Origin of the sequence: Albidovulum inexpectatum (genome assembly GCF_002927635.1) — a bacterium.
In the GTDB taxonomy this organism is placed as follows: domain Bacteria; phylum Pseudomonadota; class Alphaproteobacteria; order Rhodobacterales; family Rhodobacteraceae; genus Albidovulum; species Albidovulum inexpectatum.
On sequence record NZ_PRDS01000001.1, the window covers coordinates 488882 to 511794 of the forward strand.

19 protein-coding genes are annotated in these 22913 nt (G+C 67.7%); 13 read left to right on the forward strand and 6 right to left on the reverse strand.

Annotated features, from left to right (window positions below):
• Positions 1 to 77 precede the first annotated feature (77 nt).
• Genes rbfA through truB form a run of 3 tightly spaced genes read left to right on the forward strand, consistent with a single transcriptional unit; the run spans position 78 to position 2236 of the window.
• Positions 78 to 527, forward strand: a complete 450-nt coding sequence (gene rbfA / locus LV82_RS02515; RefSeq protein ID WP_211289156.1) for a 30S ribosome-binding factor RbfA — start codon at positions 78 to 80, stop codon at positions 525 to 527.
• Positions 508 to 1272 carry a phosphodiester glycosidase family protein gene (locus tag LV82_RS02520; protein ID WP_104069100.1) on the forward strand — a complete coding sequence of 255 codons (765 nt, stop codon included), beginning with the start codon at positions 508 to 510 and terminating at the stop codon, positions 1270 to 1272. The genes rbfA and LV82_RS02520 overlap by 20 nt, the downstream gene beginning before the upstream one ends.
• Before the next feature lie 52 nt (positions 1273 to 1324).
• A complete protein-coding gene (gene truB, locus LV82_RS02525) occupies positions 1325 to 2236 on the forward strand; it encodes a tRNA pseudouridine(55) synthase TruB (protein WP_104069101.1) in 912 nt (303 codons plus the stop codon).
• A 33-nt stretch (positions 2237 to 2269) separates the two neighbouring features.
• Here truB and LV82_RS02530 read toward each other — a convergent pair whose 3' ends face one another.
• Positions 2270 to 3718 (reverse strand): aldehyde dehydrogenase family protein, encoded by a 1449-nt coding sequence (locus LV82_RS02530; protein WP_104069102.1) that lies wholly within the window; start codon positions 3716 to 3718, stop codon positions 2270 to 2272.
• Positions 3719 to 3889: 171 nt separating this feature from the next.
• Between LV82_RS02530 and LV82_RS02535 the strand changes: the two genes are divergently transcribed.
• Complete coding sequence (locus LV82_RS02535) at positions 3890 to 4543, forward strand: peroxiredoxin (RefSeq protein WP_104069103.1); 654 nt, start codon at positions 3890 to 3892, stop codon at positions 4541 to 4543.
• A gap of 125 nt (positions 4544 to 4668) precedes the next feature.
• Here LV82_RS02535 and pnp read toward each other — a convergent pair whose 3' ends face one another.
• Both pnp and LV82_RS02545 read right to left on the reverse strand, forming a co-directional pair.
• The gene (pnp, locus tag LV82_RS02540; RefSeq protein WP_104069104.1) at positions 4669 to 6819 is read right to left on the reverse strand and encodes a polyribonucleotide nucleotidyltransferase; all 2151 of its coding nucleotides are present in this window, start codon (positions 6817 to 6819) and stop codon (positions 4669 to 4671) included.
• Positions 6820 to 7015: 196 nt separating this feature from the next.
• Positions 7016 to 7234 (reverse strand): DUF1674 domain-containing protein, encoded by a 219-nt coding sequence (locus LV82_RS02545; RefSeq protein ID WP_104069307.1) that lies wholly within the window; start codon positions 7232 to 7234, stop codon positions 7016 to 7018.
• Positions 7235 to 7327: 93 nt separating this feature from the next.
• On the opposite strand from LV82_RS02545, the gene LV82_RS02550 reads away from it, so the two are divergent.
• From LV82_RS02550 to LV82_RS02590, 9 genes are all read left to right on the forward strand, one after another.
• Complete coding sequence (locus LV82_RS02550) at positions 7328 to 8635, forward strand: RsmB/NOP family class I SAM-dependent RNA methyltransferase (RefSeq protein WP_104069105.1); 1308 nt, start codon at positions 7328 to 7330, stop codon at positions 8633 to 8635.
• A gap of 20 nt (positions 8636 to 8655) precedes the next feature.
• On the forward strand, positions 8656 to 10389 hold the full coding sequence (locus LV82_RS02555) for a heparinase II/III family protein (RefSeq protein WP_245873044.1): 1734 nt from the start codon (positions 8656 to 8658) through the stop codon (positions 10387 to 10389).
• Positions 10390 to 10406: 17 nt separating this feature from the next.
• A complete protein-coding gene (gene purH / locus LV82_RS02560; protein WP_104069107.1) occupies positions 10407 to 12002 on the forward strand; it encodes a bifunctional phosphoribosylaminoimidazolecarboxamide formyltransferase/IMP cyclohydrolase in 1596 nt (531 codons plus the stop codon).
• 7 nt (positions 12003 to 12009) lie between these two features.
• Positions 12010 to 12489, forward strand: a complete 480-nt coding sequence (lspA, locus tag LV82_RS02565) for a signal peptidase II (RefSeq protein WP_104069108.1) — start codon at positions 12010 to 12012, stop codon at positions 12487 to 12489.
• A 54-nt stretch (positions 12490 to 12543) separates the two neighbouring features.
• Positions 12544 to 13098 carry a DUF3035 domain-containing protein gene (locus tag LV82_RS02570; protein ID WP_104069109.1) on the forward strand — a complete coding sequence of 185 codons (555 nt, stop codon included), beginning with the start codon at positions 12544 to 12546 and terminating at the stop codon, positions 13096 to 13098.
• 193 nt (positions 13099 to 13291) lie between these two features.
• On the forward strand, positions 13292 to 14617 hold the full coding sequence (locus LV82_RS02575) for a M16 family metallopeptidase (RefSeq protein ID WP_245873058.1): 1326 nt from the start codon (positions 13292 to 13294) through the stop codon (positions 14615 to 14617).
• A complete protein-coding gene (locus tag LV82_RS02580; RefSeq protein WP_104069111.1) occupies positions 14614 to 15936 on the forward strand; it encodes a M16 family metallopeptidase in 1323 nt (440 codons plus the stop codon). Before LV82_RS02575 ends, LV82_RS02580 begins: the two co-directional genes overlap by 4 nt.
• 57 nt (positions 15937 to 15993) lie before the next feature.
• Entirely contained in the window at positions 15994 to 17886 is a 1893-nt protein-coding gene (gene mutL, locus LV82_RS02585) for a DNA mismatch repair endonuclease MutL (RefSeq protein ID WP_104069112.1), read from the forward strand.
• Entirely contained in the window at positions 17883 to 19031 is a 1149-nt protein-coding gene (locus tag LV82_RS02590; protein WP_104069113.1) for a DNA recombination protein RmuC, read from the forward strand. Before mutL ends, LV82_RS02590 begins: the two co-directional genes overlap by 4 nt.
• Here the strand turns inward: LV82_RS02590 and LV82_RS02595 are convergent.
• The 3 genes from LV82_RS02595 to LV82_RS02605 form a co-directional block, all read right to left on the reverse strand.
• Positions 19016 to 20158 carry a saccharopine dehydrogenase family protein gene (locus LV82_RS02595; protein WP_104069114.1) on the reverse strand — a complete coding sequence of 381 codons (1143 nt, stop codon included), beginning with the start codon at positions 20156 to 20158 and terminating at the stop codon, positions 19016 to 19018. The two genes, LV82_RS02590 and LV82_RS02595, sit on opposite strands and share 16 nt — an antisense overlap.
• A gap of 66 nt (positions 20159 to 20224) precedes the next feature.
• Entirely contained in the window at positions 20225 to 20959 is a 735-nt protein-coding gene (locus LV82_RS02600) for a response regulator transcription factor (protein WP_104069115.1), read from the reverse strand.
• On the reverse strand, positions 20956 to 22884 hold the full coding sequence (locus tag LV82_RS02605) for a hybrid sensor histidine kinase/response regulator (protein ID WP_104069116.1): 1929 nt from the start codon (positions 22882 to 22884) through the stop codon (positions 20956 to 20958). The genes LV82_RS02600 and LV82_RS02605 overlap by 4 nt, the downstream gene beginning before the upstream one ends.
• Positions 22885 to 22913 lie beyond the last annotated feature (29 nt).

Genomic DNA, 22913 nt, shown 5'->3' on the forward strand with positions numbered 1-22913 from the left:
CACAGGGGGTTTAGCGTGCCAGCCTTGCAATGGCAAAGGCCGTTGCGGGCGCCGCGCGGCTGGATTAAATCAGTCCCATGGCTGCCAATAACTCCTTTCGCGGTTCGGGCCCCTCGCAGCGCCAATTGCGCGTGGGTGAGCTTATCCGCCGCACATTGTCCGAAATCCTGCAACGTGGCGAAGTCCGCAACGATACGCTGCGCGCGATGTCCATCACGGTGGGCGAGGTTCGCGTCTCGCCCGACCTGCATTATGCCACCGTCTATGTCCTGCCCCTGGGCGGCAAGGACGCCGACGAGGCCATGGTCGCGCTGAACCGGTCAAAAGGCGAATTGCGCCACCATATCGGCAAGGCGATCAAGCTGCGCTTCGTGCCCGAGCTGCGCTTCATGCTGGACGAAACCTTTGACCGGATGGAGGCAATGCGCCGCCTTCTGGCCGATGAACGTGTCCAGCGCGACATCGCCAAACGCGACGATGACGACGAACCGGGCGAGTCGCCGGACGATGATTCGGATCGCGGCTAGGCTCGCGCTGCTTTGGGTCTGCCTTGCGGTGCCGGCCTGGGCCCAGACCTGCCGGCAAACGTCCCATGATGGCCAGTCCTATGCCGTGTGCGAAGTCCATGCGGGCGACGATCTGCGTCTTTTCCTGACGGATGAGGCCGGCGCGACGATCGGCACGTTCGATCGGCTGCGCGCGATGGTCGCGGGCCAGGGCAAACGCGTCGTCATGGCGATGAATGCGGGCATGTATCACCCCGATCGTCGCCCTGTCGGGCTGTACCTGGAAAACGGCCAGATCGGCGGCCGGCTGGTCACACGCCCGGGGCCGGGCAATTTCGGGATGCAGCCGAATGGCGTCTTCTGCATCGCGCGCGACGGCTTTGCCGTGATCGAAACGCTGGCATATGACCGTGTCCGCCCCGAATGCCGCTATGCCTCGCAATCCGGCCCGATGCTGGTGATCGATGGCCGACTGCACCCGCGCTTTCTGCCGGATTCGTCCTCGCGCTTCATCCGCAACGGGGTGGGCGTTTCGGCCGATGGGCAGACCGCGTGGCTGGCGATCTCGGACCGGCCGGTCACGTTCCACGAATTCGCGCGCCTGTTCCGCGACGCCCTTGGCGCGCGCGACGCGCTGTATTTCGACGGCCGGATCTCGCGGCTTTATGCGCCCGAGCTTGGCCGCGACGATTTCGGCTTTCCCATGGGGCCGATCGTGGCGCTGATCGCGCCGGCTGACGATGGCCAGACGACTGGCAACCGTTGACGCGGCTTCATCCATTCGCTAGCAGGCTGCCTTCCCTGCAAGGAGGCAGAGCATGGCACGCAAGAAGGGTCGCGACATTTCCGGTTGGCTGGTCGTGGACAAGCCCGCGGGCATGACCTCGACGGCTGTTGTGAACAAGGTGCGCTGGGCGCTTGGGGCGAAAAAGGCGGGCCATGCCGGCACGCTGGACCCCGCCGCGACGGGCATCCTGCCCATCGCCGTGGGCGAGGCAACCAAGACCGTGCCCTATGTGACCGATTCGCTGAAATGTTACCGCTTTGCCGTCCGGCTGGGCGTGCAGACCAATACCGACGATGCCGAGGGCGAAGTCATCGCGACCTCGGAAATCCGCCCGACCGATCAGGAAATCGAACAGGCGCTTGATGCGTTCCGGGGCGAGATCATGCAGGTCCCGCCGCAATTCTCGGCCGTCAAGGTGGATGGCGAGCGCGCCTATGCGCTGGCCCGCGCGGGCGAGGATCTGGAACTGGCCGCCCGCCCCCTGTGGGTGGAAAGCCTGACCATGACGGCCCGGCCCGACGCCGATACCGTCGAGCTCGAGATGGTCTGCGGCAAGGGCGGCTATGTCCGCTCGGTCGCGCGCGACCTGGGGCGTGCGTTGGGCTGCCTTGGCCATGTCCTGTGGCTGCGCCGGGAATGGACCGGGCCGTTCGATGCCGAGGACGCCGTGACCATCGAGACGATCGAGGATTTGGCCCGCACGCCCGAACTCGACGATCATCTGCTGCCGCTCGAGGCCGGGCTCGCCGACCTGCCCGAACTGCGAACCACGGCCGAAGGGGCCGTCCGGCTGCGCAACGGCAATCCCGGCATGGTTCTGGCCTCGGATGTCGAATGGGGCGACGAGGCCTGGGCCAGCTGGCAGGGCCGGCCCATCGCCGTGGGCGTCTACAAGTCGGGCGAGCTGCACCCCACGCGGGTCTTCAACCTGCCCGACGCATGAGATGCGGGGGCGGGGCCAACGCGCTCGCGCCCCTCAGATCCCCGCGCTGCTGTCCCAGCCCGAGATCGCCTTGACCTCGAGGAACTCCTCGATTCCCCAGACCCCGCCTTCGCGCGCGCGGCCCGAAGCCTTGACACCACCAAAGGGCGAGCCCGCGCCACGCGGCTGGCCGTTCATCTCGACCATGCCGGATTTCAGGCGCAGGGCTAGCCGGTTGCGCCGCGCGCCGTCCTCGCTCTGGACGTAATTCGTCAGGCCATAGGGCGTGTCATTGGCGATCCGCACGGCCTCTTCCTCGTCGGTGAAGGGAATGATGCACAGGACCGGACCAAAGATTTCCTCGCGCTCGATCGTCATTCCGGGGCGGACATCGGCAAAGACGGTGGGGCGCACGTAGTAGCCGCGATTCATGCCCTCGGGCAGGCCGGGGCCGCCTGCCACCAGGCGCGCGCCTTCCTCGATCCCCTTCTGGATATAGGACTGTATCTGGTCCCATTGCCGCTTGTTGACGACCGGGCCGATATGGCGTCCGGGCTCGCTGGCCGGTCCGACCTTGATGCCGCGCGCGATTTCGGCGGCTTCCTCGACCACGCGGTCATAGATCGAGCGTTCGACCAGCATCCGCGAGGGTGCGTTGCAGCTCTGGCCCGAATTGTTCATCATGTGCAGCACGCCGCGCTTGACCGCCTTGTCGTCGGCATCGGCAAAGATCAGGTTCGCGCCCTTTCCGCCCAGCTCCAGCGCGACGCGTTTCAGTGTCTCGGCCGCCGCGCGGCTGATCGCGCGGCCCGCGCGGGTCGAACCGGTGAACGAGATCATCTGCACGACGGGATGCTCGGACAACCTTGTGCCGACCCCCGCGCCATCGCCGTTGACCAGGTTGAACACGCCCGGCGGCACCCCTGCATCGTGCAGCATCTCGGCAAAGATCATCGCGTTCAGCGGCGCTTCCTCGGACGGTTTCAGCACACAGGTGCAGCCCGCCAGAAGCGCCGGAATGACCTTCAGCGCGATCTGGTTGATCGGCCAGTTCCACGGTGTGATCAGCCCCACCACCCCGATCGGCTCCAGCACGATCCGGTCATCGGGGGCGTGCGGGCCAAGCGGCCGGATCCATTCGATCTGGTCAAAGGCCGTCAGAAAGTTCTTCAGATGCCACGGCAGGCAGGGCGCCTGCTGGTCGCGGGCCATGTCGATGGGGGCGCCCATCTCCATGCTGATCGCCTGGGCCAGTTCCTCTTTCCGGCGCTCGTACTGGTCAAGGATCGCGGCGACGATCCGGCGCCGTTCGGCCGGCGGCGTGGCCGACCATTCGGGCAGCGCCGCCTGCGCGGCGGCAACGGCCGCGTCGGCATCGGCAGCCGATCCCAGAGAGATCACCGCGCAGGGCTCCTCGGTCGAAGGGTCGATCACCGGGCAGTCGCGCCCCCCGATCGGCGCGACCCAGCGCCCGTTGATATAGAATTCGCGACGTTCGATCATGGCGCACCTCATTGTCTGTCGCGGGCAGGGTGTCAGGGGCCGGCCGATTTGCCAAGGCCCCAGATTGCCGGGGTGACAGGGCGGCGTGTCGCGACTTTTGACAGGTGCAATTCCCGCGCGGAATGCTTATCTCTGCGGCGTCACCTCAGACAACCGGACAAGGAGATTCCGATGGGCATCCGCATCAACGAAACCGTCCCCGATTTCACCGCTCAGACCGATCAGGGCGTGATCCAGTTCCATGAATGGATCGGCGACAGCTGGGCGATCCTGTTCTCGCACCCCAAGGACTTCACGCCCGTCTGCACCACCGAATTCGGCGCCGTGGCCCAGCTGGCCGAGGAATGGAAGAAGCGCAACACCAAGGTCATCGGCCTGTCGGTCGATGGCGTCGAAGAACACAAGCGCTGGAAGCGCGACATCGAATCCGTCGCCAAGGCCTATCCGGGCTTCCCGATCATCGCCGACGATGACCTGCACGTGTCCAAGGCCTTCGACATGCTGCCCGCCGACGCCTATCTGCCCGAAAACGCGACCCCGGCCGACACGGCCACGGTGCGCGCGGTCTTCATCATCGGGCCGGACAAGAAGCTGAAATTGTCGATGCTGTATCCGATGAATGTCGGCCGCAATTTTGCCGAGGTCCTGCGCGCGCTGGACGCCCTGCAGGCGGCCGAGGCCAACAACGTGGCCATGCCAGCCAACTGGACCCAGGGCCAGGACGTGATCGTTCCGCTGTCGGTCGATGACGAGACGGCCGAAAAGAAATACGGCAAGATCAACAAGGTCCTGCCCTATCTGCGCTACGCCAAGTTGCCCGGCTGAACCGGCGCGGGGGCAAGCCAAAACGGCCCGGCGGCATCAGCCCGCCGGGCCTTTTTCTGTCCCGCGGTCAAGGAAAGAAAAAGGCCCCGGCAATGATGCCGGGGCCGATCCCAGGGAAAGGCGCCTTATTCCGAGGCGTCTTCCTTTTCCTTCTTCTCGGGCACGATTTCCTCGCCAGTTTCCTGGTCGACCATCTTCATGCCCAGGCGGACCTTGCCGCGATCGTCAAAGCCCAGCAGCTTGACCTTCACTTCCTGGCCTTCCTTCAGCACTTCCGAAGGATGGTTCAGGCGGCGATTGGTGATCTGGCTGACATGGACCAGACCGTCGCGCTTGCCAAAGAAGTTCACGAAGGCGCCGAAATCGACCAGCTTGACGACCTTGCCGGTATAGATCTTGCCTTCCTCCGGCTCGGCCACGATCGAATGGATCATGTCATAGGCCTTCTTGATCGCCTCGGCATTCGACGAGGCAATCTTGATGACACCATCGTCGTTGATGTCGATCTTGGCGCCCGAAGTCTCGACGATCTCGCGGATGACCTTGCCGCCCGAACCGATGACCTCGCGGATCTTGTCGACCGGGATCTGCATCGTCTCGATCCGCGGGGCATGGGCCGAGAATTCCGACCGGCCCTGCGACAGGGCCTTGGACATTTCGCCCAGGATATGCAGACGGCCGTCCTTGGCCTGGGCCAGGGCCTGCTCCATGATCTCGGGCGTGATGCCCGCGACCTTGATATCCATCTGCAGGCTGGTGATGCCGTTTTGCGTACCGGCAACCTTGAAGTCCATGTCGCCCAGGTGGTCTTCGTCCCCCAGGATGTCGGTCAAGACCGCCCAACGGCCGTCTTCCTCGAGGATCAGGCCCATGGCGACGCCGGCGACCGGCGATTTCAGCGGAACACCCGCATCCATCATCGACAGGGAACTGCCGCAGACCGTGGCCATCGAGGACGAGCCGTTCGATTCCGTGATCTCGGACACGATACGGATCGTGTAGGGGAAGTCCGTCGGCGCGGGCAGCACCGCCTGAAGTGCACGCCATGCCAGCTTGCCATGGCCGATCTCGCGTCGGCCCGGAGGTCCAAAACGGCCGACCTCGCCCACCGAATAGGGCGGGAAGTTGTAATGCAGCATGAAGTTTTCACGGAAGTTCCCGTGCAGCGCGTCGATGATCTGCTCATCCTCGCCGGTGCCCAGCGTCGTCACGACCAGCGCCTGGGTCTCGCCGCGGGTGAACAGCGCCGAGCCATGCGTGCGCGGCAGAATGCCGACTTCGGCCGAGATCGGCCGCACCGTCCTGGTGTCGCGCCCGTCGATCCGGGCCCCGCCATTGATGATATCGCCACGCAGGATGGACGATTCCAGCTTCTTCAGCGCCGAGCCCAGATTCTCGTCGGCCAGTTCCTCCTCGGTCAGCGCGGCCTTGATAGCCTCGCGCGCGGCCGAGATCGCGGCCTGCCGTTCCTGCTTGTCGCGGATGGCAAAGGCGGCGCGCATCTGCGCTTCGCCGGCGGCCTTGACCTTTTCGTACAGCGCCGAGTAGTCCGGCGGGGTGAAGTCGAACGGCTCCTTGGCGCATTCCTCGGCGAAATCGACGATCATGTCGATGACCGGCTGCATCTTCTCGTGGCCGAACTTGACCGCGCCCAGCATCTCGGCTTCCGACAGCTCATAGGCTTCGGACTCGACCATCATCACCGCATCCTTGGTCCCGGCGACGACCAGATCCAGCCGCTGTTCGGGATTGGCGCGCAGATTGGCCATGTCCGAAACTTCGGGGTTCAGGATGTATTCGCCGTTGGCATAGCCCACGCGGGCCGCGCCGATCGGGCCGCGGAAAGGCACGCCCGAAATCGTCAGCGCCGCACTGGCGGCGATCATGGCGACGATATCGGGGTCGTTGACCAGGTCGTGGCTCAGGACGGTGCAGATGACCAGGACCTCGTTCTTGAAGCCCTCGACGAAGAGCGGCCGGATCGGCCGGTCGATCAGGCGCGAGGTCAGCACTTCCTTTTCGCTGGGGCGGCCTTCGCGCTTGAAGAAGCCGCCGGGCACCTTGCCCGCGGCATAGAATTTCTCTTGGTAGTGAACGGTCAGGGGAAAGAAATCCTGACCCGGCTTGGGTTCCTTGGCAAAGGTGACATTCGCCATCACCGAGGTTTCGCCAAGCGTTGCAACGACCGAACCATCGGCCTGCCGGGCAATCTTGCCCGTTTCCAGAGTGAGCGTTTCACGGCCCCACTGGATCGATCTTTTCGTCACGTTAAACATCTATTTCGGTTCCTCTGAGGAGCATCCGGCCCTCCGGTGCTCCCATACTTGTGGCGGCCCCATTGCCGCCGCCCCCAATCCTATGCATGCCCCGGGGGCCCAGGTTCACGTCTCAGATGGCCGCGCAATACCGCAGATCGCGCCTTTTGGGAAGCGCGATCTGACATGCTGCGTCACCAACGGCACCAAAGACCGCTCAGAAATCGACGGCGATGCCCTTGCGCTCCCAGTCGCCATAGCGGACGGGCTCCGGGCCCTCGCGGCCGCCCAGTTCCGGCGGCAGGTTCAGGGCGCGCGCCTGCGCGCGGCGCGCCTCGGCCTCGGCAAGGGCGCGGCGCGCGGCGGGGGGAAGTTCGTCACGTTCCGATTGCGGTCCGGGGTCGGTATTGTCCGTGTTGCGCGTCTCGTCGCTCATCGGCGCTTTCCTTGTCTGCGGCACGGCCATGATATAGGGCCAGATCAGACGCCGTCCAACCCGCCTGCGCGGCGACGGCAAGACGGGGGCACGATGGGCAGGATTTCGCAACAGATGGTCCGTTCGGCGCGACAGGGCGCGCTGCGGCTCGTGCTTGGCGTGACAGAGGCGCCCGACGGACAGGGTCGGTCGATCGCCGACCAGATTGCCTCGGGCCTGTTGGCGCCCCTGTCGCCACCAGACCGCGCGCGGGCCCAGCGCCTTGCGCTTGCAACGCTGCGCAATGTCGCGCGCGCCGAACACGTCCTGCGCCCGCGGCTGCGCAAGCCGCCGCCGCCGGTGATCCGCGCCCTTCTGCGTCTGTCCGTGGTCGAGATGCTTGCCGAAGGCGCGCCGTCGCACGCCGTCGTGAACGACGCCGTCGCGCTGACGCGCGAGATGGGCGCTGCCGGCATGGCCGGCATGGTGAACGCCGTGCTGCGCGCGGCAGCTGCGACACCGCAGGCTGACTGGGACGCCCTGCCGCCCCAGCCGCTGCCCAACTGGCTGCGCGGGCGGTTGATGTCAGCCTATGGCAAGAAGGCCGTTCAGGCGATCGAGGCGGCACATGCGCGCGGCGCGGATCTCGACCTGACGCCGCGTGATGGCGATGCCACGACGCTGGCCGCGACCCTGGGTGCCGAGGCTCTGCCCACCGGCTCGGTTCGCATCCGTGGCGCGGCGCAGGTCTCGCAGCTTCCGGGCTACGAGCAGGGCGGCTGGTGGGTCCAGGACGCCGCCGCCGCGATCCCCGCCCGGGTGCTGGCCGCACGGCCCGGGGAACGCGTGCTCGACCTTTGCGCCGCGCCGGGGGGCAAGACGCTGCAGCTTGCCGCGACGGGCGCAAGCGTCACCGCGCTGGACATCTCGGACCAGAGGATGGATCGGCTGCGCCAGAACCTGACCCGCTGTGGGCTCTCGGCCGAATGCGTCGTCGCCGACGCGCTGGACTGGCAGCCAGACCAGCCCTTCGACGCGGTGCTTCTGGATGCGCCATGTTCGGCGACCGGCACGATCCGCCGCCATCCCGACCTGCCCTTCATCCGCGACGGCAAGTCGATCGCACAGATCGCCGATCTGCAGGACCGGCTGATCGATCGTGCGCTTGGCTTCCTGCGGCCCGGCGGGCGGCTTGTCTTCGCGACCTGTTCGCTGCTGCCCGAGGAAGGCGAATCCCGGCTCGCGGCCGCGCTCGAACGCCACCCCGGGCTGCGGGCAAACCGCGAGGCCCTTGACCTGCCGGGAATTGCGCCGCAATGGATCACGGCAGATGGCGGCCTGCGCCTGCGTCCGGATTACTGGCCGGAACGGGGCGGAATGGATGGGTTCTTCGTGGCCCGGCTGGATCTTCCGGGCGCATGAGGCAAGAGCGGGAGCGGCGGATGGCGCGGCGACAGGCGAACGGGCGGGTCAGGATCGGTATCGCGAACCGGTTTCATGCGCGCCTTGCGGCCCTGTCGGGCGCAACGCCTGAACTGACCCGCCCGCCCGAACCCCGGGACATCGGATCGATCCCGCGCGGACGCGATCTGGCGCGCGGACGGTTCCGCATGGCCGGCCACATGATCGACAGCGATCCCGAACGGATCTGGGACCAGCCTCCACCCGACAGATACTTCGCCCACGAACTGCACGGTTTCGGCTGGCTCGACGACCTTGCCGCCGCGGCCGATGCCGCCGCGCGTGAAACGGCCGCGCGGGCGGTCATGGCATGGATCGCGCGGTTCGGCCGCGGCAGCGGCCCGGGCTGGACCCCGGCGGTAACGGGCCGCCGGGTGATGCGCTGGATCGACCATTCCGCCATGATCCTGGACAAGGCGACGCCCGGCCAAAGCGCCGCCTTCCGCCGCAGCCTGGCCCAGCAAACGGTCTTCCTGTCGCGCCGCGCGCGCTCGGCGCCACCCGGCCTGCCCCGGCTGACCGCGCTTTGCGCGCTCATCCATGCCGGCCTGTCGCTCAGCGGCATGGATCGGCATGTTGCCCGGGCCGCCGATGCCGTGGGGCAGGACTGCGCGCGCCAGATCGACGCCGAGGGCGGCATCGCCAGCCGCAACCCCGAAGAGCTTCTGAACGCCTTTGCCCTTCTGACCCGTGCGGCGACGGATCTGCGCGAAGCGGGCTTCACGCCTGCCACACAGCATCTTTCCGCGATCGAACGCATCGCGCCCACCCTGCGCGCCCTGCGTCATGCCGATGGCGCGCTTGCCCGCTTTCATGGCGGCGGAAGCGGGGCCGAGGGACGGCTGGACCTTGCCCTGTCGCTGGCCGGCGGACGCGCGATGACGGCGCGTGGCCTTGCCATGGGCTATGCCCGCCTGGCCGCCGGTCGCAGCACGGTGATCGTCGATGCGGCGCGGCCGCCGATGGGGCGGCAATCGGTCAATGCCCATGCCTCGACGCTTGCGCTGGAACTCACCTCGGGGCGTCGGCCGCTGATCGTCAATTGCGGATCGGGCGCGCGGTTCGGCGCCGATTGGCGGCGGGCGGCACGGGCGACGGCCGCGCATTCGACTTTGGCGATCGAGGGCTATTCGTCGTCCCGCCTTGCGGCGGGCGCGCGCGCCGAACTGGCCGAGATCCCCGATCAGGTCTGGGCGCAGCCCGAATCCGACCCGCAGGGGCAGACCCTGACTGCCGGGCACAATGGCTATGTCCCGACCCATGGCCTGACCCATGTGCGCACGCTGCACCTTGCCGGCGATGGCCGCACACTGACCGGCGAGGACACCCTGGGCGCCATGAGCGTCGCCGACCGCCGCCGCTTCGAGACCGTGATGGAACGGATCGGCCATCGCGGCGTGCCCTTTGCGCTGCATTTCCACCTGCACCCGGATGTCGAGGCCACGGCGGATGCCTCGGGCCTGCGCGTCACGCTGCGCCTGAAATCGGGTGAAACCTGGATCTTCAGCCATGACGGCACGGCCGAAATGTCGCTTCGGCCCTCGGTCTATCTGGACGAACGCCTGCCCGAACCGCGCGCCAGCCGGCAGATCGTCCTTTCGGGAACGCTGCAGGACTACGCGATGACGCTGGGCTGGACGCTGGCCAAGTCGCAGGATACCCCGACCGCCATCCGCGACATCCTGCGCGATGACGACCCCGACCCATTCGCTTGACGACAGGAGCCCCAACCGTGACCGACACCGCCCATACCCCGATCCGCCGCGCCCTGATTTCGGTATCCGACAAGACCGGCCTGATCGATTTCGCCCGTGCACTGGCCGAACGCGGCGTCGAACTCCTGTCCACCGGCGGCACGGCCCGCAGCCTGCGCGAGGCCGGTCTGGCGGTGCGCGACGTGTCCGAACTCACCGGATTCCCCGAGATGATGGATGGCCGGGTCAAGACCCTGCACCCCAAGGTCCATGGCGCCCTGCTGGCGCTGCGCGACAATCCCGACCATGTCGCCGCGATGCAGGCGCATGACATCGCGCCGATCGATCTCTTGGTCGTGAACCTCTATCCGTTCGAATCCACCGTGGCTTCGGGCGCAGACTATGACACCTGCGTCGAGAACATCGACATCGGCGGGCCCGCGATGATGCGCGCGGCGGCAAAGAACCACGCCCATGTCGCGGTCGTCGTCGATCCCCAGGACTATGCCGCGCTGCTGCAGGACATGGATCAGCATGGCGGCGCGACCTGCCCGAAATTCCGCCGCAAGCTGGCCCAGCGCGCCTATGCCCGCACCGCCGCCTATGATGCGGCGGTGTCGAACTGGCTGGCCGAAGCGGCCGGCGATTTCGCCCCGCGCCGCCGCGCCTTTGCCGGCACGATGGCCCAGGCCCTGCGCTATGGCGAGAACCCGCATCAGCGCGCGGCCTTCTATGTCGATGGCTCGAACCGCCCCGGGGTTGCCACCGCGCGCCAGTGGCAGGGCAAGGAACTGTCCTACAACAACATCAACGACACCGATGCGGCCTTCGAGCTGGTCGCCGAGTTCGACCCGGCCGAAGGCCCGGCCTGCGCGATCATCAAGCACGCCAATCCCTGCGGCGTGGCGCGCGGCAACAGCCTGGTCGAGGCCTATCGGCGCGCCTATGACTGCGACCGCGTATCGGCCTTTGGCGGGATCGTCGCGCTGAACGGCACGCTGGACGGCGAAACCGCCCGCGCCATCACCGAGATCTTCACCGAGGTCGTGATCGCCCCGGATGCCACCGAAGAGGCACGCGAGGTCTTTGCCGCCAGGAAGAACCTGCGCCTGCTGACGACCGGCGCGCTGCCCGATCCGCGCGCGCCGGGCCTGGCCTTCCGGCAGGTCTCTGGCGGATTCCTGGTGCAGGACCGCGACAATGGCATGATCGACCCGGCCGACCTGAAGGTCGTGACGAAACGCGCCCCGACCGAAACCGAGATGGCCGATCTGTTGTTTTCCTGGAAGGTGGCCAAGCACGTCAAGTCGAATGCCATCGTTTACGTCAAGGGCGGCGCAACGGTCGGCATCGGCGCGGGCCAGATGAGCCGCGTGGATTCGACCCGGATCGCGGCGCGCAAATCGGCCGACATGGCGCAGGCCCTGGGCCTGCCCGAACCCACGGTCCGGGGCTCGGTCGTCGCGTCCGATGCCTTCTTCCCCTTCGCCGACGGGCTGCTGGCCGCGGCCGAGGCCGGCGCGACCGCGATCATCCAGCCCGGCGGCTCGATGCGCGACGACGAGGTGATCGCGGCGGCCGACGCGGCCGGGCTGGCGATGGTCTTCACCGGCCAGCGGCATTTCCGGCATTGAGGCCGCAATGAAGGTCAACCGCGCGTTCTGGTGGAGCATGGCGGCCACCCTGGCCGCCGACCAGGTGTCGAAGTTCCTTGTCGTGCACTGGCTGGACCTGTGGTCACGCCAGGTGATCGCGGTCATCCCTGGCTGGCTGAAGTTCCACATGGCCTGGAACCAGGGCATCAATTTCGGCCTGTTGTCGGGATCGAGCGAGATCACGCGCTGGACATTGATCGGGGTCGCGATCGCGGTCAGCATATGGGTCTTTTCGTGGGCACGGCGCGAGCCGCACAACCGCGTGGTGCAGCTTTCGGCCGGCCTGCTGATCGGGGGCGCGCTTGGCAATGTGATCGACCGCATCGCCTATGGCGCGGTGGCCGATTTCCTGAACGTCTCGATTCCCGGCATCCGCAATCCGTGGTCGTTCAATATCGCGGATATCGCCATCTTCGTCGGCGCATTCGGCCTGGTGCTGTTTTCGGGGCGCAACAAGACCCCGTGACGCGCAGGCGCACATCGGCTAAACGAGATCAGGAACGGCACGGGGAGACTTCTGATGGCGGCACGATCGGTTCTGGGCGCAATCGCGACGCTTGGCGTGGTGGCTCTGGTGTCGGGCTGCGGCACGTTCGGCGGCGGCGAAAACGACCCCCGGCTGATGAACATCCGATCGGCCAGCCGGTCGCCGGACGAATTCGCGATCCTGCCGACCAAGCCGCTGCAGATGCCCCAGGATCTGGCCGCGCTGCCTGAACCGACGCCGGGCGGGTCCAACCTGGTCGATCCCACGCCCGAGGCCGACGCCGTCGCGGCGCTGGGCGGCAACCCGGCGCTGTTGCAGCGCGACACGATCCCCGCCGCATCGGGCAGCCTGATCGCCCATGTCACGCGCTTTGGCGTGGCGCAGGACATCCGCGCGACGCTGGCGGCCGAGGATCTGGATTATCGCCGCAGGAATGACGGCCGGCTGCTCGAACGGCTGTTCGACGTGAACGTCTATTTCCGCGCCTATGCGCCGATGACGCTGGACCCCTATGCCGAGCTGGAGCGTTGGCGCCGCGCGGGGCTGCGCACCGTCTCGGCCCCGCCGCGCGAACTGACGCAAGAGTGACCGTCGCGCCGCGCCGATCCGCTTGACCGTGGCGTTCCGTCCGCTACCTCTGGTTCCATCGCAGGAGGAGACGATGCGGCATCGGAAAGACAATTCTCTCTGGGCGCGACTTGCCCGACCCGCAATATGCGCCGCGTTTCTGTCTGCCGCGTCGGGACTCGCCGCTGCGATCCCCGCGCGTGCCGAAACGACCATGCCGGCACAGGCGGACATTCAGGCCCAAGCCGCGGAACGGGTCACGGATTTCACGCTGGACAACGGCCTGCAGGTCGTCGTGATCGAGGATCACCGGGCGCCGGTCGTGGTGCAGATGGTCTGGTACCGCGCCGGCGCGGCGGATGAGCGCCCGGGCCTGTCCGGTGTCGCGCATTATCTGGAACACCTGATGTTCAAGGGCACCGACACCGTGCCCTCGGGCGAATTTTCCCGCATCGTCCAGGCCAATGGCGGCTCGGACAACGCCTTCACCTCGTGGGACTTCACGGCCTATTACCAGCGCATCGCGGCCGACAGGCTGGATCTGGTCATGCGGATGGAGGCCGACCGCATGCGCAACCTGCGTCTGACCGATGACGACTGGCGCACCGAACGTGAGGTCGTGATCGAGGAACGCAACCAGCGCACCGACAGCGACCCCGGCGCGCTGTTTTCCGAACAGCGCCGCGCGGCGCAATATCTCAACCACCCCTATGGCCGTCCCGTCATCGGCTGGCGGCACGAGATGGAAGCCCTGACGCGCGAGGACGCGCTGGCCTGGTACCGGACCTATTACGCGCCCAACAACGCGGTGCTGATCGTGGCGGGCGACGTGACCCCGGACAAGGTGCGCGAACTGGCCGAACGCTATTACGGCCCGCTGGAGCCCAGCCCCGACATAGCCCCCCGCGTGCGGCCTCAGGAACCGCCTCAGCTTGCCGAGCGGCACATGACCTTCATCGATCCGCGCGTGCGACAGCCCTATGTGGTGCGCAGCTATCTTGCGCCCGAACGTGACCCGGGCGATCAGCGCCAGGCCGCCGCGCTGACGATTCTCGCCGATCTTCTGGGCGGCGACGGCCAGACCTCGTATCTTGCGCGCAAGCTGCAATTCGAAAGGACGGTCGCCGTGCATTCCTCGGCCGGCTATGACGGCACCGCGCTGGACGACACGATGTTCACCCTGGCCGTCGTTCCCGCTCAGGGCATCAGTCTTGCCGAGGCCGAGGCCGCGCTGGATACCGCGCTGCAGGACTTCCTGGACGAAGGCATCGCCCCCGAGGACTTCGCGCGCGTCAAGACGCGCATCCATGCCGCGCAGATCTATGCCCGCGATGACGTGATGGGACTGGCGCGCCGCTATGGCGAGGCCCTGACGACCGGCCTGACCCTGCAGGACGTGCGCGACTGGCCCGCGATACTCGACGCCGTGACCGAAGAGGACGTGATGCAGGCCGCCCGGCAGGTTCTGGACCGCCGTCATGCCGTCACGGGCTGGCTGATGGCCCCGCAGGGCGCGACCCAGCAGGAGATGACGCAATGATCCGCCTTGCCCTTCGCCTGTGCGCGGCGCTGACGCTTGCGCTTTCCGCGGCCCTGCCCGCCCGCGCGATCGACATCCGCGAAGTGACCTCGCCCGGCGGCATCCGTGCCTGGCTGGTCGAGGAACATTCCATTCCCTTCACCGCGCTCGAGATCCGCTTTCGCGGCGGCACCAGCCTGGACCCGGCCGACAAGCGCGGCGTGACGCTGCTGATGGCCTCGCTGCTGGAGGAAGGCGCGGGCGACTTCGACAGCCAGGGCTTCGCGCGGGCGCGCGACGATCTGGCCGCCGAGTTCCGCTTTGACGCGGGACGCGATTCCGTCTCGGTCTCGGCCCGGATGCTCAGCGAGAACCGCGATCAGGCGGCCGAGCTCTTGCGCCTTGCCCTGACGCAGCCCCGTTTCGATCCCGACGCGATCGAACGTGTTCGCGGCCAGATGCTGTCGATCATCCGTTCCGAACAATCCGACCCGAATGCCATCGCATGGCGCGAATTCGACGCGCTGGCCTTTGGCGATCATCCCTATGGCAGTTCGCCGAACGGCACCGAGGACAGCGTCGCGGCAATCACGCGCGACGATCTGGTGGCGATCCATCGCGGGGCGCTGGCGCGCGACCGGCTGTATGTATCGGCCGTCGGCGACATCACGGCCGAAGAGCTGGGCCCGCTTCTGGACCGGATCCTGGGGGATCTGCCCGAAACCGGCGCGCCTCTGCCCCCACATGTCGAACCCGCGCTGAGCGGAGGCGTCAGCATCGTCGAATTTCCCGTTCCCCAATCGGTCGTCGTCTTCGGCCAGAAGGGGATCAGGCGCGACGATCCCGATTTCTTTGCTGCCTATGTGCTGAACCACATCCTTGGCGGATCGGGCTTTGGCGCCCGCCTGATGGAGGAAGTGCGTGAACGCCGCGGCCTGACCTATGGAATCTATACCTGGCTGGCCCCGATGGACCTGGCCGAATTGTGGCAGGGCCAGTTCGCCTCGGCCAACGAAAAGGTCGCCGAGGCGATCGGCGTGGTGCGCGAGGAATGGGCCCGCATCGCCGCAGAAGGCGTGAGCGAGGACGAATTGCAGGCCGCCAAGACCTATCTGACCGGCTCTTACCCTCTGCGCTTTGACGGCAACGGGCCGATCGCCGCGATCCTTGTCGGAATGCAGATGGAGGGGCTTCCGATCAGCTATGTCAACGAGCGCAATGGATACATCGAGTCCGTGACGGCCGAGGATATCCGCCGCGTGGCCGCGCGGCTGATGCAACCCGACGGCCTGCGCTTCGTCGTCGTCGGCCAGCCCCGGGGACTGGATGTTTCCAACTGACGGGACGGGCAGCGGGCATCTGGCCGAATCGGCGCACGGCATGCTAGGTCTGGTGGCATGACCGTGATCGACCCCAAGATAAGCCAGAACCGCCCGGTAATCCGCCAGCTGGACGAAGCCGCGATCAACCGCATCGCCGCGGGCGAGGTCGTCGAACGCCCTGCCTCGGCCGTCAAGGAACTGGTCGAGAACGCGCTGGATGCGGGCGCGCGACGGATCGAGATCGCGCAGGCCGATGGCGGCAAGACGCTGATCCGCGTCACCGACGATGGCTGCGGCATGACGGCTCAGGACCTGCCGCTTGCGCTGTCGCGTCATGCGACCTCGAAGATCGACGAGTCGGACCTGCTGAACATCCGCAGCTTCGGTTTTCGCGGCGAGGCTCTGCCGTCGCTGGGCGCGGTCGGGCGGCTGCGCATCACCTCGCGGGCCGAAGGCCACGACGCGGCGATGATCGAGGTCGATGGGGGCCGGATGGGGCCCGTCCGCCCTGCGGCGCTGTCGCGCGGCACGGTGGTGGAACTGCGCGATCTGTTCCACGCCACGCCCGCGCGACTGAAATTCCTGCGCTCGGACCGGGCCGAGGCGATGGCCATAAAGGATGTCGTCCTGCGGCTGGCCATGGCCGAACCGCGCGTGGGATTCGTGCTGCGCGACGTTTCGGGCGGGGGCGAAGGCCGCGTGATCCTGCGTGCCGATGCCGAGCAGGGAGAGCTGTTCGATGCGTTGTCGCGCAGGCTGCGGGTTCTTCTGGGCCGCGACTTCGTCGAAAACGCCATTCCGATCGAGGCCGAGCGCGAAGGCCTGCGCCTGACCGGGCTGGCGGCGCTGCCAACCTATTCGCGCGGGGCGGCGGTCGAACAATTCCTGTTCGTCAATGGCCGGCCCGTGCGCGACAAGCTGCTGACCGGTGCGTTGCGGGCGGCCTATTCCGACGTTCTGCCCCGCGACCGGCACCCCGCGGCGGCCCTGTTCATTGCCTGCCCGCCCGAATCCGTCGATGTCAATGTCCACCCCGCCAAGGCCGAGGTGCGGTTCCGCGATCCCGGACTTGCCCGGGGCCTGCTGGTATCGGCCCTGCGCCACGCGCTGGCCGAGGCCGGCCATCGCAGCGCGACCACGGTCGCGGGCATGACGCTGGGCGCGATGCGGCCCGAACCGGTGTCAGCCGACGCTCCGCCGCGCATCTACCAGATGGATCGCCCCTCGGCGCGGGCGCTTCAGGCCAGCCGTCTGGCCTTTGCCCCCGGCGCGGCGCCGTCCCAGCCGCCGACGACGCCGCATCTTGCCCCGGAACTGGCCGAGGCAAGTGCCCGGTTCGACGCCCCGCTACCCGACACCGACCAGGACGCGCCCGATCCCGCAACCGCCTGCCCGCTGGGCGCGGCGCGGGCGCAGATCCACGAAAACTATATCATCGCCCAGACGGCGACCGGCATGGTGATCGTCGACCAGCATGCCGCGCATGAACGGCTGGTTTATGAACGGCTGAAGCGCCAGCGCGCCGAACATGGCGTGGCCGCGCAGGCCCTGCTGATCCCCGAGGTGGTCGAGCTTGACCCCACCGATGCCGCGCTGATCCTTGATCACGCCGAAACGCTGGCCAGCCTGGGGCTGAATGTCGAACCCTTTGGCGGCGGCGCGATCGCGGTGCGTGAAACCCCCGCAATCCTTGGCGAGGTCGATGCCGCCGCCCTGATCCGCGACATCCTGGACGAACTGCGCGACGAAGGCGACAGCCGGACTTTGGAGGCGCGGATCGACGCGGTCCTGTCGCGCATGGCCTGCCACGGCTCGGTCCGTTCGGGCCGCCGGATGCGTGTCGAGGAAATGAACGCGCTGTTGCGCGAGATGGAGCGCACGCCGCTGTCGGGCCAGTGCAACCACGGCCGGCCGACCTATGTCGAGCTGCGCCTGTCCGATATCGAACGGCTGTTCGGACGCACATGATCCAGCCCGGCGACCTGTCGATCCTGCTTGACGATCCGCGCATCCTCTGGGCCGCCGCGGGCCTGGGGCTGATGCTGATCCTGCTGGTGATGGCAGTGCTGCGCGCGGCGCGGGCGGAACGCATGGCGCGACCCCTGATCGACATTCTGGGCCGGCTGGATTCGCAGATCGGCGCGCTGAATGCCGCGCAGGAGCGCCTGGCCGGCGGCCTGACCCATGTGGCCGAAGCCCAGGCCGCCCAGCAGGCACAGGTTCTGCAACTGATGGAAACCCGGCTGGCCGAGGCGACGCGCGCCATGACCGACAGCCTGCACGGCAATGCCGCGCGCACCGCCCGCAGCCTCGGCGCGCTGCAAGAGCGGCTGGAGGTGATCGACCGCGCCCAGTCCAAGCTCGAGAAACTGTCCAGCGAGGTGCTCAGCCTGCAGGACATCCTGTCGAACAAGCAGACGCGCGGCGCCTTTGGCGAGATCCAGCTGCACGACATCGTGCACAAGGCCCTGCCGCCCGATTCCTTCACCATGCAGGCGACCTTGTCGAACGGCCGGCGCGCCGATTGCCTGATCCACCTGCCCAATCCGCCGGGCCCGATCGTGGTGGACGCGAAATTCCCGCTCGAGGCCTATGAAAAGCTGCGCCGGGCCAGGAACGAATCCGAACGGATCGAGGCCCAGCGCGAGATGCGCATCAGCCTGCGCAACCATATCCGCGCGATTGCCGAACGCTATATCATCGAGGGCGAAACCGCCGACGGCGCGATCCTGTTCCTGCCATCCGAAGCCGTCTATGCCGAACTGCACGCCAATTTCCCCGAACTGGTGCGCGAAGGCTTTGCCGCGCGGGTCTGGATCGTCTCGCCCACGACCTGCATGGCCACGCTGAACACGATGCGCGCGGTGCTCAAGGATGCGCGAATGCGCGAACAGGCGGGCGCGATCCGCGCCGCCTTGCGGCAGCTGCATCGCGACATCGAACTTGTGGTCGAACGGGCGGGCAAGCTGTCCACCCATTTCGATCAGGCCCGCGCCGATCTGGACGGTATCGCCACCGCGGCCGAACGGGCCGGACGACGCGCCGCGCGGCTGGATGCCTTCGATTTCGAGGGCGAGGACGCGCCCGGCCGCCAGCTTCAGCGCACGCCCTGAAGGTGATCGACCCGGCGCATGACCTGGGCCTGGCTGCCCAGCCGGTCGAGCCATCGCAGATACAGCCGCGGGTCCGAGGGCGCGCCCTGCACCCCGGCTGGAAGGGCGCGTTCCGCCACGGCCTCGACCGCCAGCGCCACCGTGCCAGATACCAGCCTTGCCATGGCTGATCCGCGCAGATCGCCGCGCGCGTCCAGAACCCATGAGCGGTGCCAGACCGGCCTTCCGCCCGCTTCGGCTATCAGCTCGACCTGCATCACCACGCGGTCGGGCTCGTCCGGCCCAAGCGGATAAAGCTGCCAAAGCTGCCCGGCCAGTTCCTGAAGGCGCGCATCAGAGGGGTTTGCGCGCAGCTCTTCAAGGATCTCGGCCCAGGCCTCGGCCCAGCCCGTCAGGCGCAGCGTGCCGCGCTCGAATTCGCGGATCTCGCCCGCGCCGCGCAGCCCGTAGCTGTCCAGATAGGGCAGAGAATCGCGGTTGGGATAGACCTCGAAGCTTTCCGGCGGGGTCAGCGGCAGGGTGACCTGCCGCAGCGCGTCCCACGGGTGGGCAACGCTCAGCTCGACGCCCGCGCGGATCGACCGGGCCGGCGCCATCAGCGCGCGCAACACCCCCAGCGGCGACCATGAGAACTTGTAGCGGAACGCATTCGGGATCGCCGGGACGCCGCCGCAATACGACCGGAAGACCAGCCGGTTGTCGCGTGAATAGACCGGGGCGGCCCGATAGGCCGCGATCAGGTCATGCGCCATCAGATGATCGATCCCGGGATCGAGCCCGACCTCGCAGACGATGCGCAGCCCCTTCTCCAGCGCCGCCGCGTTCAGCCCGCGCAGGGCATCGGTCATGTAGCTTGAACAGACGAAATGCGCGCCCTGTTCCACGCATTGGCGGGCAAGCGGTTCATGCAGGGCGGCGGGCAGCATCGAGACCACGATGTCGCCGGGCTTCAGCGCCGCGGCAAAGCGTTCGGGCTGCATCGGATGGATGTCGTCGGTCAGATCCCCCACGGCCTCGCGCGCCGGATCGACGGGCAGGTTCCAGACCGTGACGGGATGACCGTCCTCGATCAGCCGCCGCAATCCGGGCCGCGAGGACAGTCCGGTGCCGCACCAGTGAATTCGCATGAGGCTGCTCCATCATCCTGAATCGCCGGCGATCTGACCGCAGCCGCGCCGCGCGGGCAAGCCCCCTCAGCCCCAGCGGACCTCGCCCAGAAAGACATAGCCCGCGCCATAGATCGTCTTGATCAGGCGCGGATTGCGCGGGTCCTCGCCCAGCTTCGTCCGCAGGCGCGAGATGCGCACATCCATCGCGCGGTCAAAGCTTTCGCCCGCCGCGCCGCCCAGGCTTTCCTGCATCTGGGCGCGCGAGATCACCCGCCGGGGGCTTTCCAGGAACAGGCGCAGAACCTCTCCCTCGGCATGGCTGAAGGGCACTTCGCGGCCCTGGTGGTCGATCAGCATGTAGCGGTCGAAATCGGCCGTCCATCCGGCAAAGCGCGCGATGCGGGCGCGGCCATGATCCTGTCTGGGGCGGCGCAGGCGGGCGCGGATTCGCGCCACGACCTCGGCCGGGTCAAAGGGCTTGATGATGTAGTCGTCCGCCCCCAGCTCGAGCCCCATCACCCGGTCCTGCACCTGCGCCCGGCCCGAGATGATGATGATCGCCGCGCCCGATTCCAGCGCGAGGCGATGCACCAGCGCCAGGCCGTCGCGGTCCGGCAGGCCAAGATCGACAAGACAGACATCGGGCGTCGTGCGTTTCAGCGCGGCCTCGAATTCACGCGCGCGGCCAAAGGCCATGATGCGGAACCCGGCCTCTTCCAGCGCATCGACCAGCATCCGGCGGATCTCGGGCTCGTCGTCCAGCAATGCGACCAGCGGACGGGTGTCGTCGTCCAGGCCGGTCCGGGCAGTGTCGCTCATGCGGCCATCTCCTGGCTGATCGCCGCCGCAAGCGCGGCAGCGTCGAAGGGTTTGGTCAGCACCGTGATCTCGCCCGCCTGCGCGCGAAGGGGATCGCCCGGCGGCAGCGCCGTCATCAGCACCACGCGGGCCGCGTGGCCGCGCTGCTTAAGCCTGCGGGCCAGATCGATCCCGCTGCCCCGGCCGGCAAGATTGATGTCGGACAGGACGAGGTCAAGACCCGGCAGGGCGGCCAGATCCTCGGCCTCGGCATGCGTCGCGGCCTCGACCACCGAATGGCCCTGCGCGCGCAGCATTTCTCGGATCGTGGCGCGGATGTCGTCGTCATCCTCGACCAGAAGGACCAGAAGCGGGCGCATGGCCTCGGCCGGCGCGCGGCGCAAGGGCAGGCGCAACGTGACCAGGGCGCCCCCTTCGGGCCGGTTCGCCAGCCGAACGGTTCCCCCCATCAGGCGCGCATGGTCATAGACCATCGACAGGCCCAGCCCCGATCCGCCGCCGCCCTTGGTGGTGAAGAACGGATCCAGACCGCGTTCCAGCGCCTCGGGCGAAAAGCCGGGGCCGGTATCGGCCACGGTGATCTCCAGCCAGGTCTCGCCCATGGCGCGCGCGGTGATGGTGATGCGGCCGCCGCCCGGTCCGACCGCGTCGCGCGCGTTCAGCACCAGGTTCAGCAGCGCATCCTGCAGGGACCCCGGATCCAGCATCAGCGCGCCCGGCGGCACGAAGCACAGGATGTCGAGACCCACGCCTTCGGGCAGCGAAGGTTCGGCCATGATGCGCAGTTCCTCGAGCAGGGCGGGCAGGTCGGTCGGCGCGGGGCGGATCTCGCGCGGGCCCGAGATCGCCGCGATCCTGTCCAGAAGCGCCCCGCCGCGCCGCGCCGCCGACAGCGTGGCCTGGGCAAGGTCCGACGCCTCCGGTGGCAGGTCGCGGACGCGCAGCAGCCGCCCCTGCAGGCCCAGGATGATCGTCAGCAGGTTCGCGAAGTCATGCGCCAGCCCCGAGGTCAGCTTGGCCGCCAGCTCGCGCTTGGCCGTCTGGGTCAGCGCGGCGCGGGCCTGCGCTTCCTCGGTCACGTCCATGGACAGGATATAGACGCCCTGCACGGCGCCCTGAACATCGCGATCGGGCGTCAGCGCGATGCGGATGCGGCGGCCCGATTCGTCATGCGTGATCTCGAAGACATTGGCCTGTCCGGCCAGCGCCCGCATCAGGCCCGGACGGATGCGTTCGAAAGTGGGCCGACCCAGCGCCTCGGCCACCGACAGCCCGATGATGTCGGATCGGCTGCCCGGCATCACGGCCGACAGGCGGCGGTTCGAATAGGTATAGCGCAGGTCGCGGCCCACATGCGCGATATGGGCCGGCATCATTTCGGTCACCAGCCGCGTGCGCGCCTCCATCTCGGTCAGTTCACGCTTGGCTTCCTCCAGCGCGGCATTCATCGCGGCAAGTTCCCGGTTCGCCTGGGCCAGCCGTTCGGCATGGGCCAGGACCTGTTCGGAAAGTTCGGCCGACCGGGCGCGCAACAGGGCCTCCTGGGCCTTGATCTCGGTGATGTCGGTATAGACGGTGACCCAGCCGCCCTGCTGCAACGGTGACCCTTCGACCGAGATGGTCCGCCCGTTGGGCCGGGTACGTTCCATGTAATGCGGTCGGAATGCGCGGGCCTGCTCGACGCGCATGCGGACCGCGGCCTCGACATCCTCGACCCTGCCATATTCACCGCGCTGGACCAGATAGCGGATCGTGTCCTCGAACCGCGCGCCGGGACTGGCGAATTCCTCGGGCAGGTCGAACATCTCGCGGAAGCGGCGATTGCACACCGCCAGACGCAGGTCGCGGTCATAGATCGACAGCGCCTGCTGGATCAGGTTCAGCCCCGCCTGGGTCAGGCGCGCGCGGCTGTCCTCTCGCTCCATGTCGGTTTCTCCTCCCCGAACATGGCTAG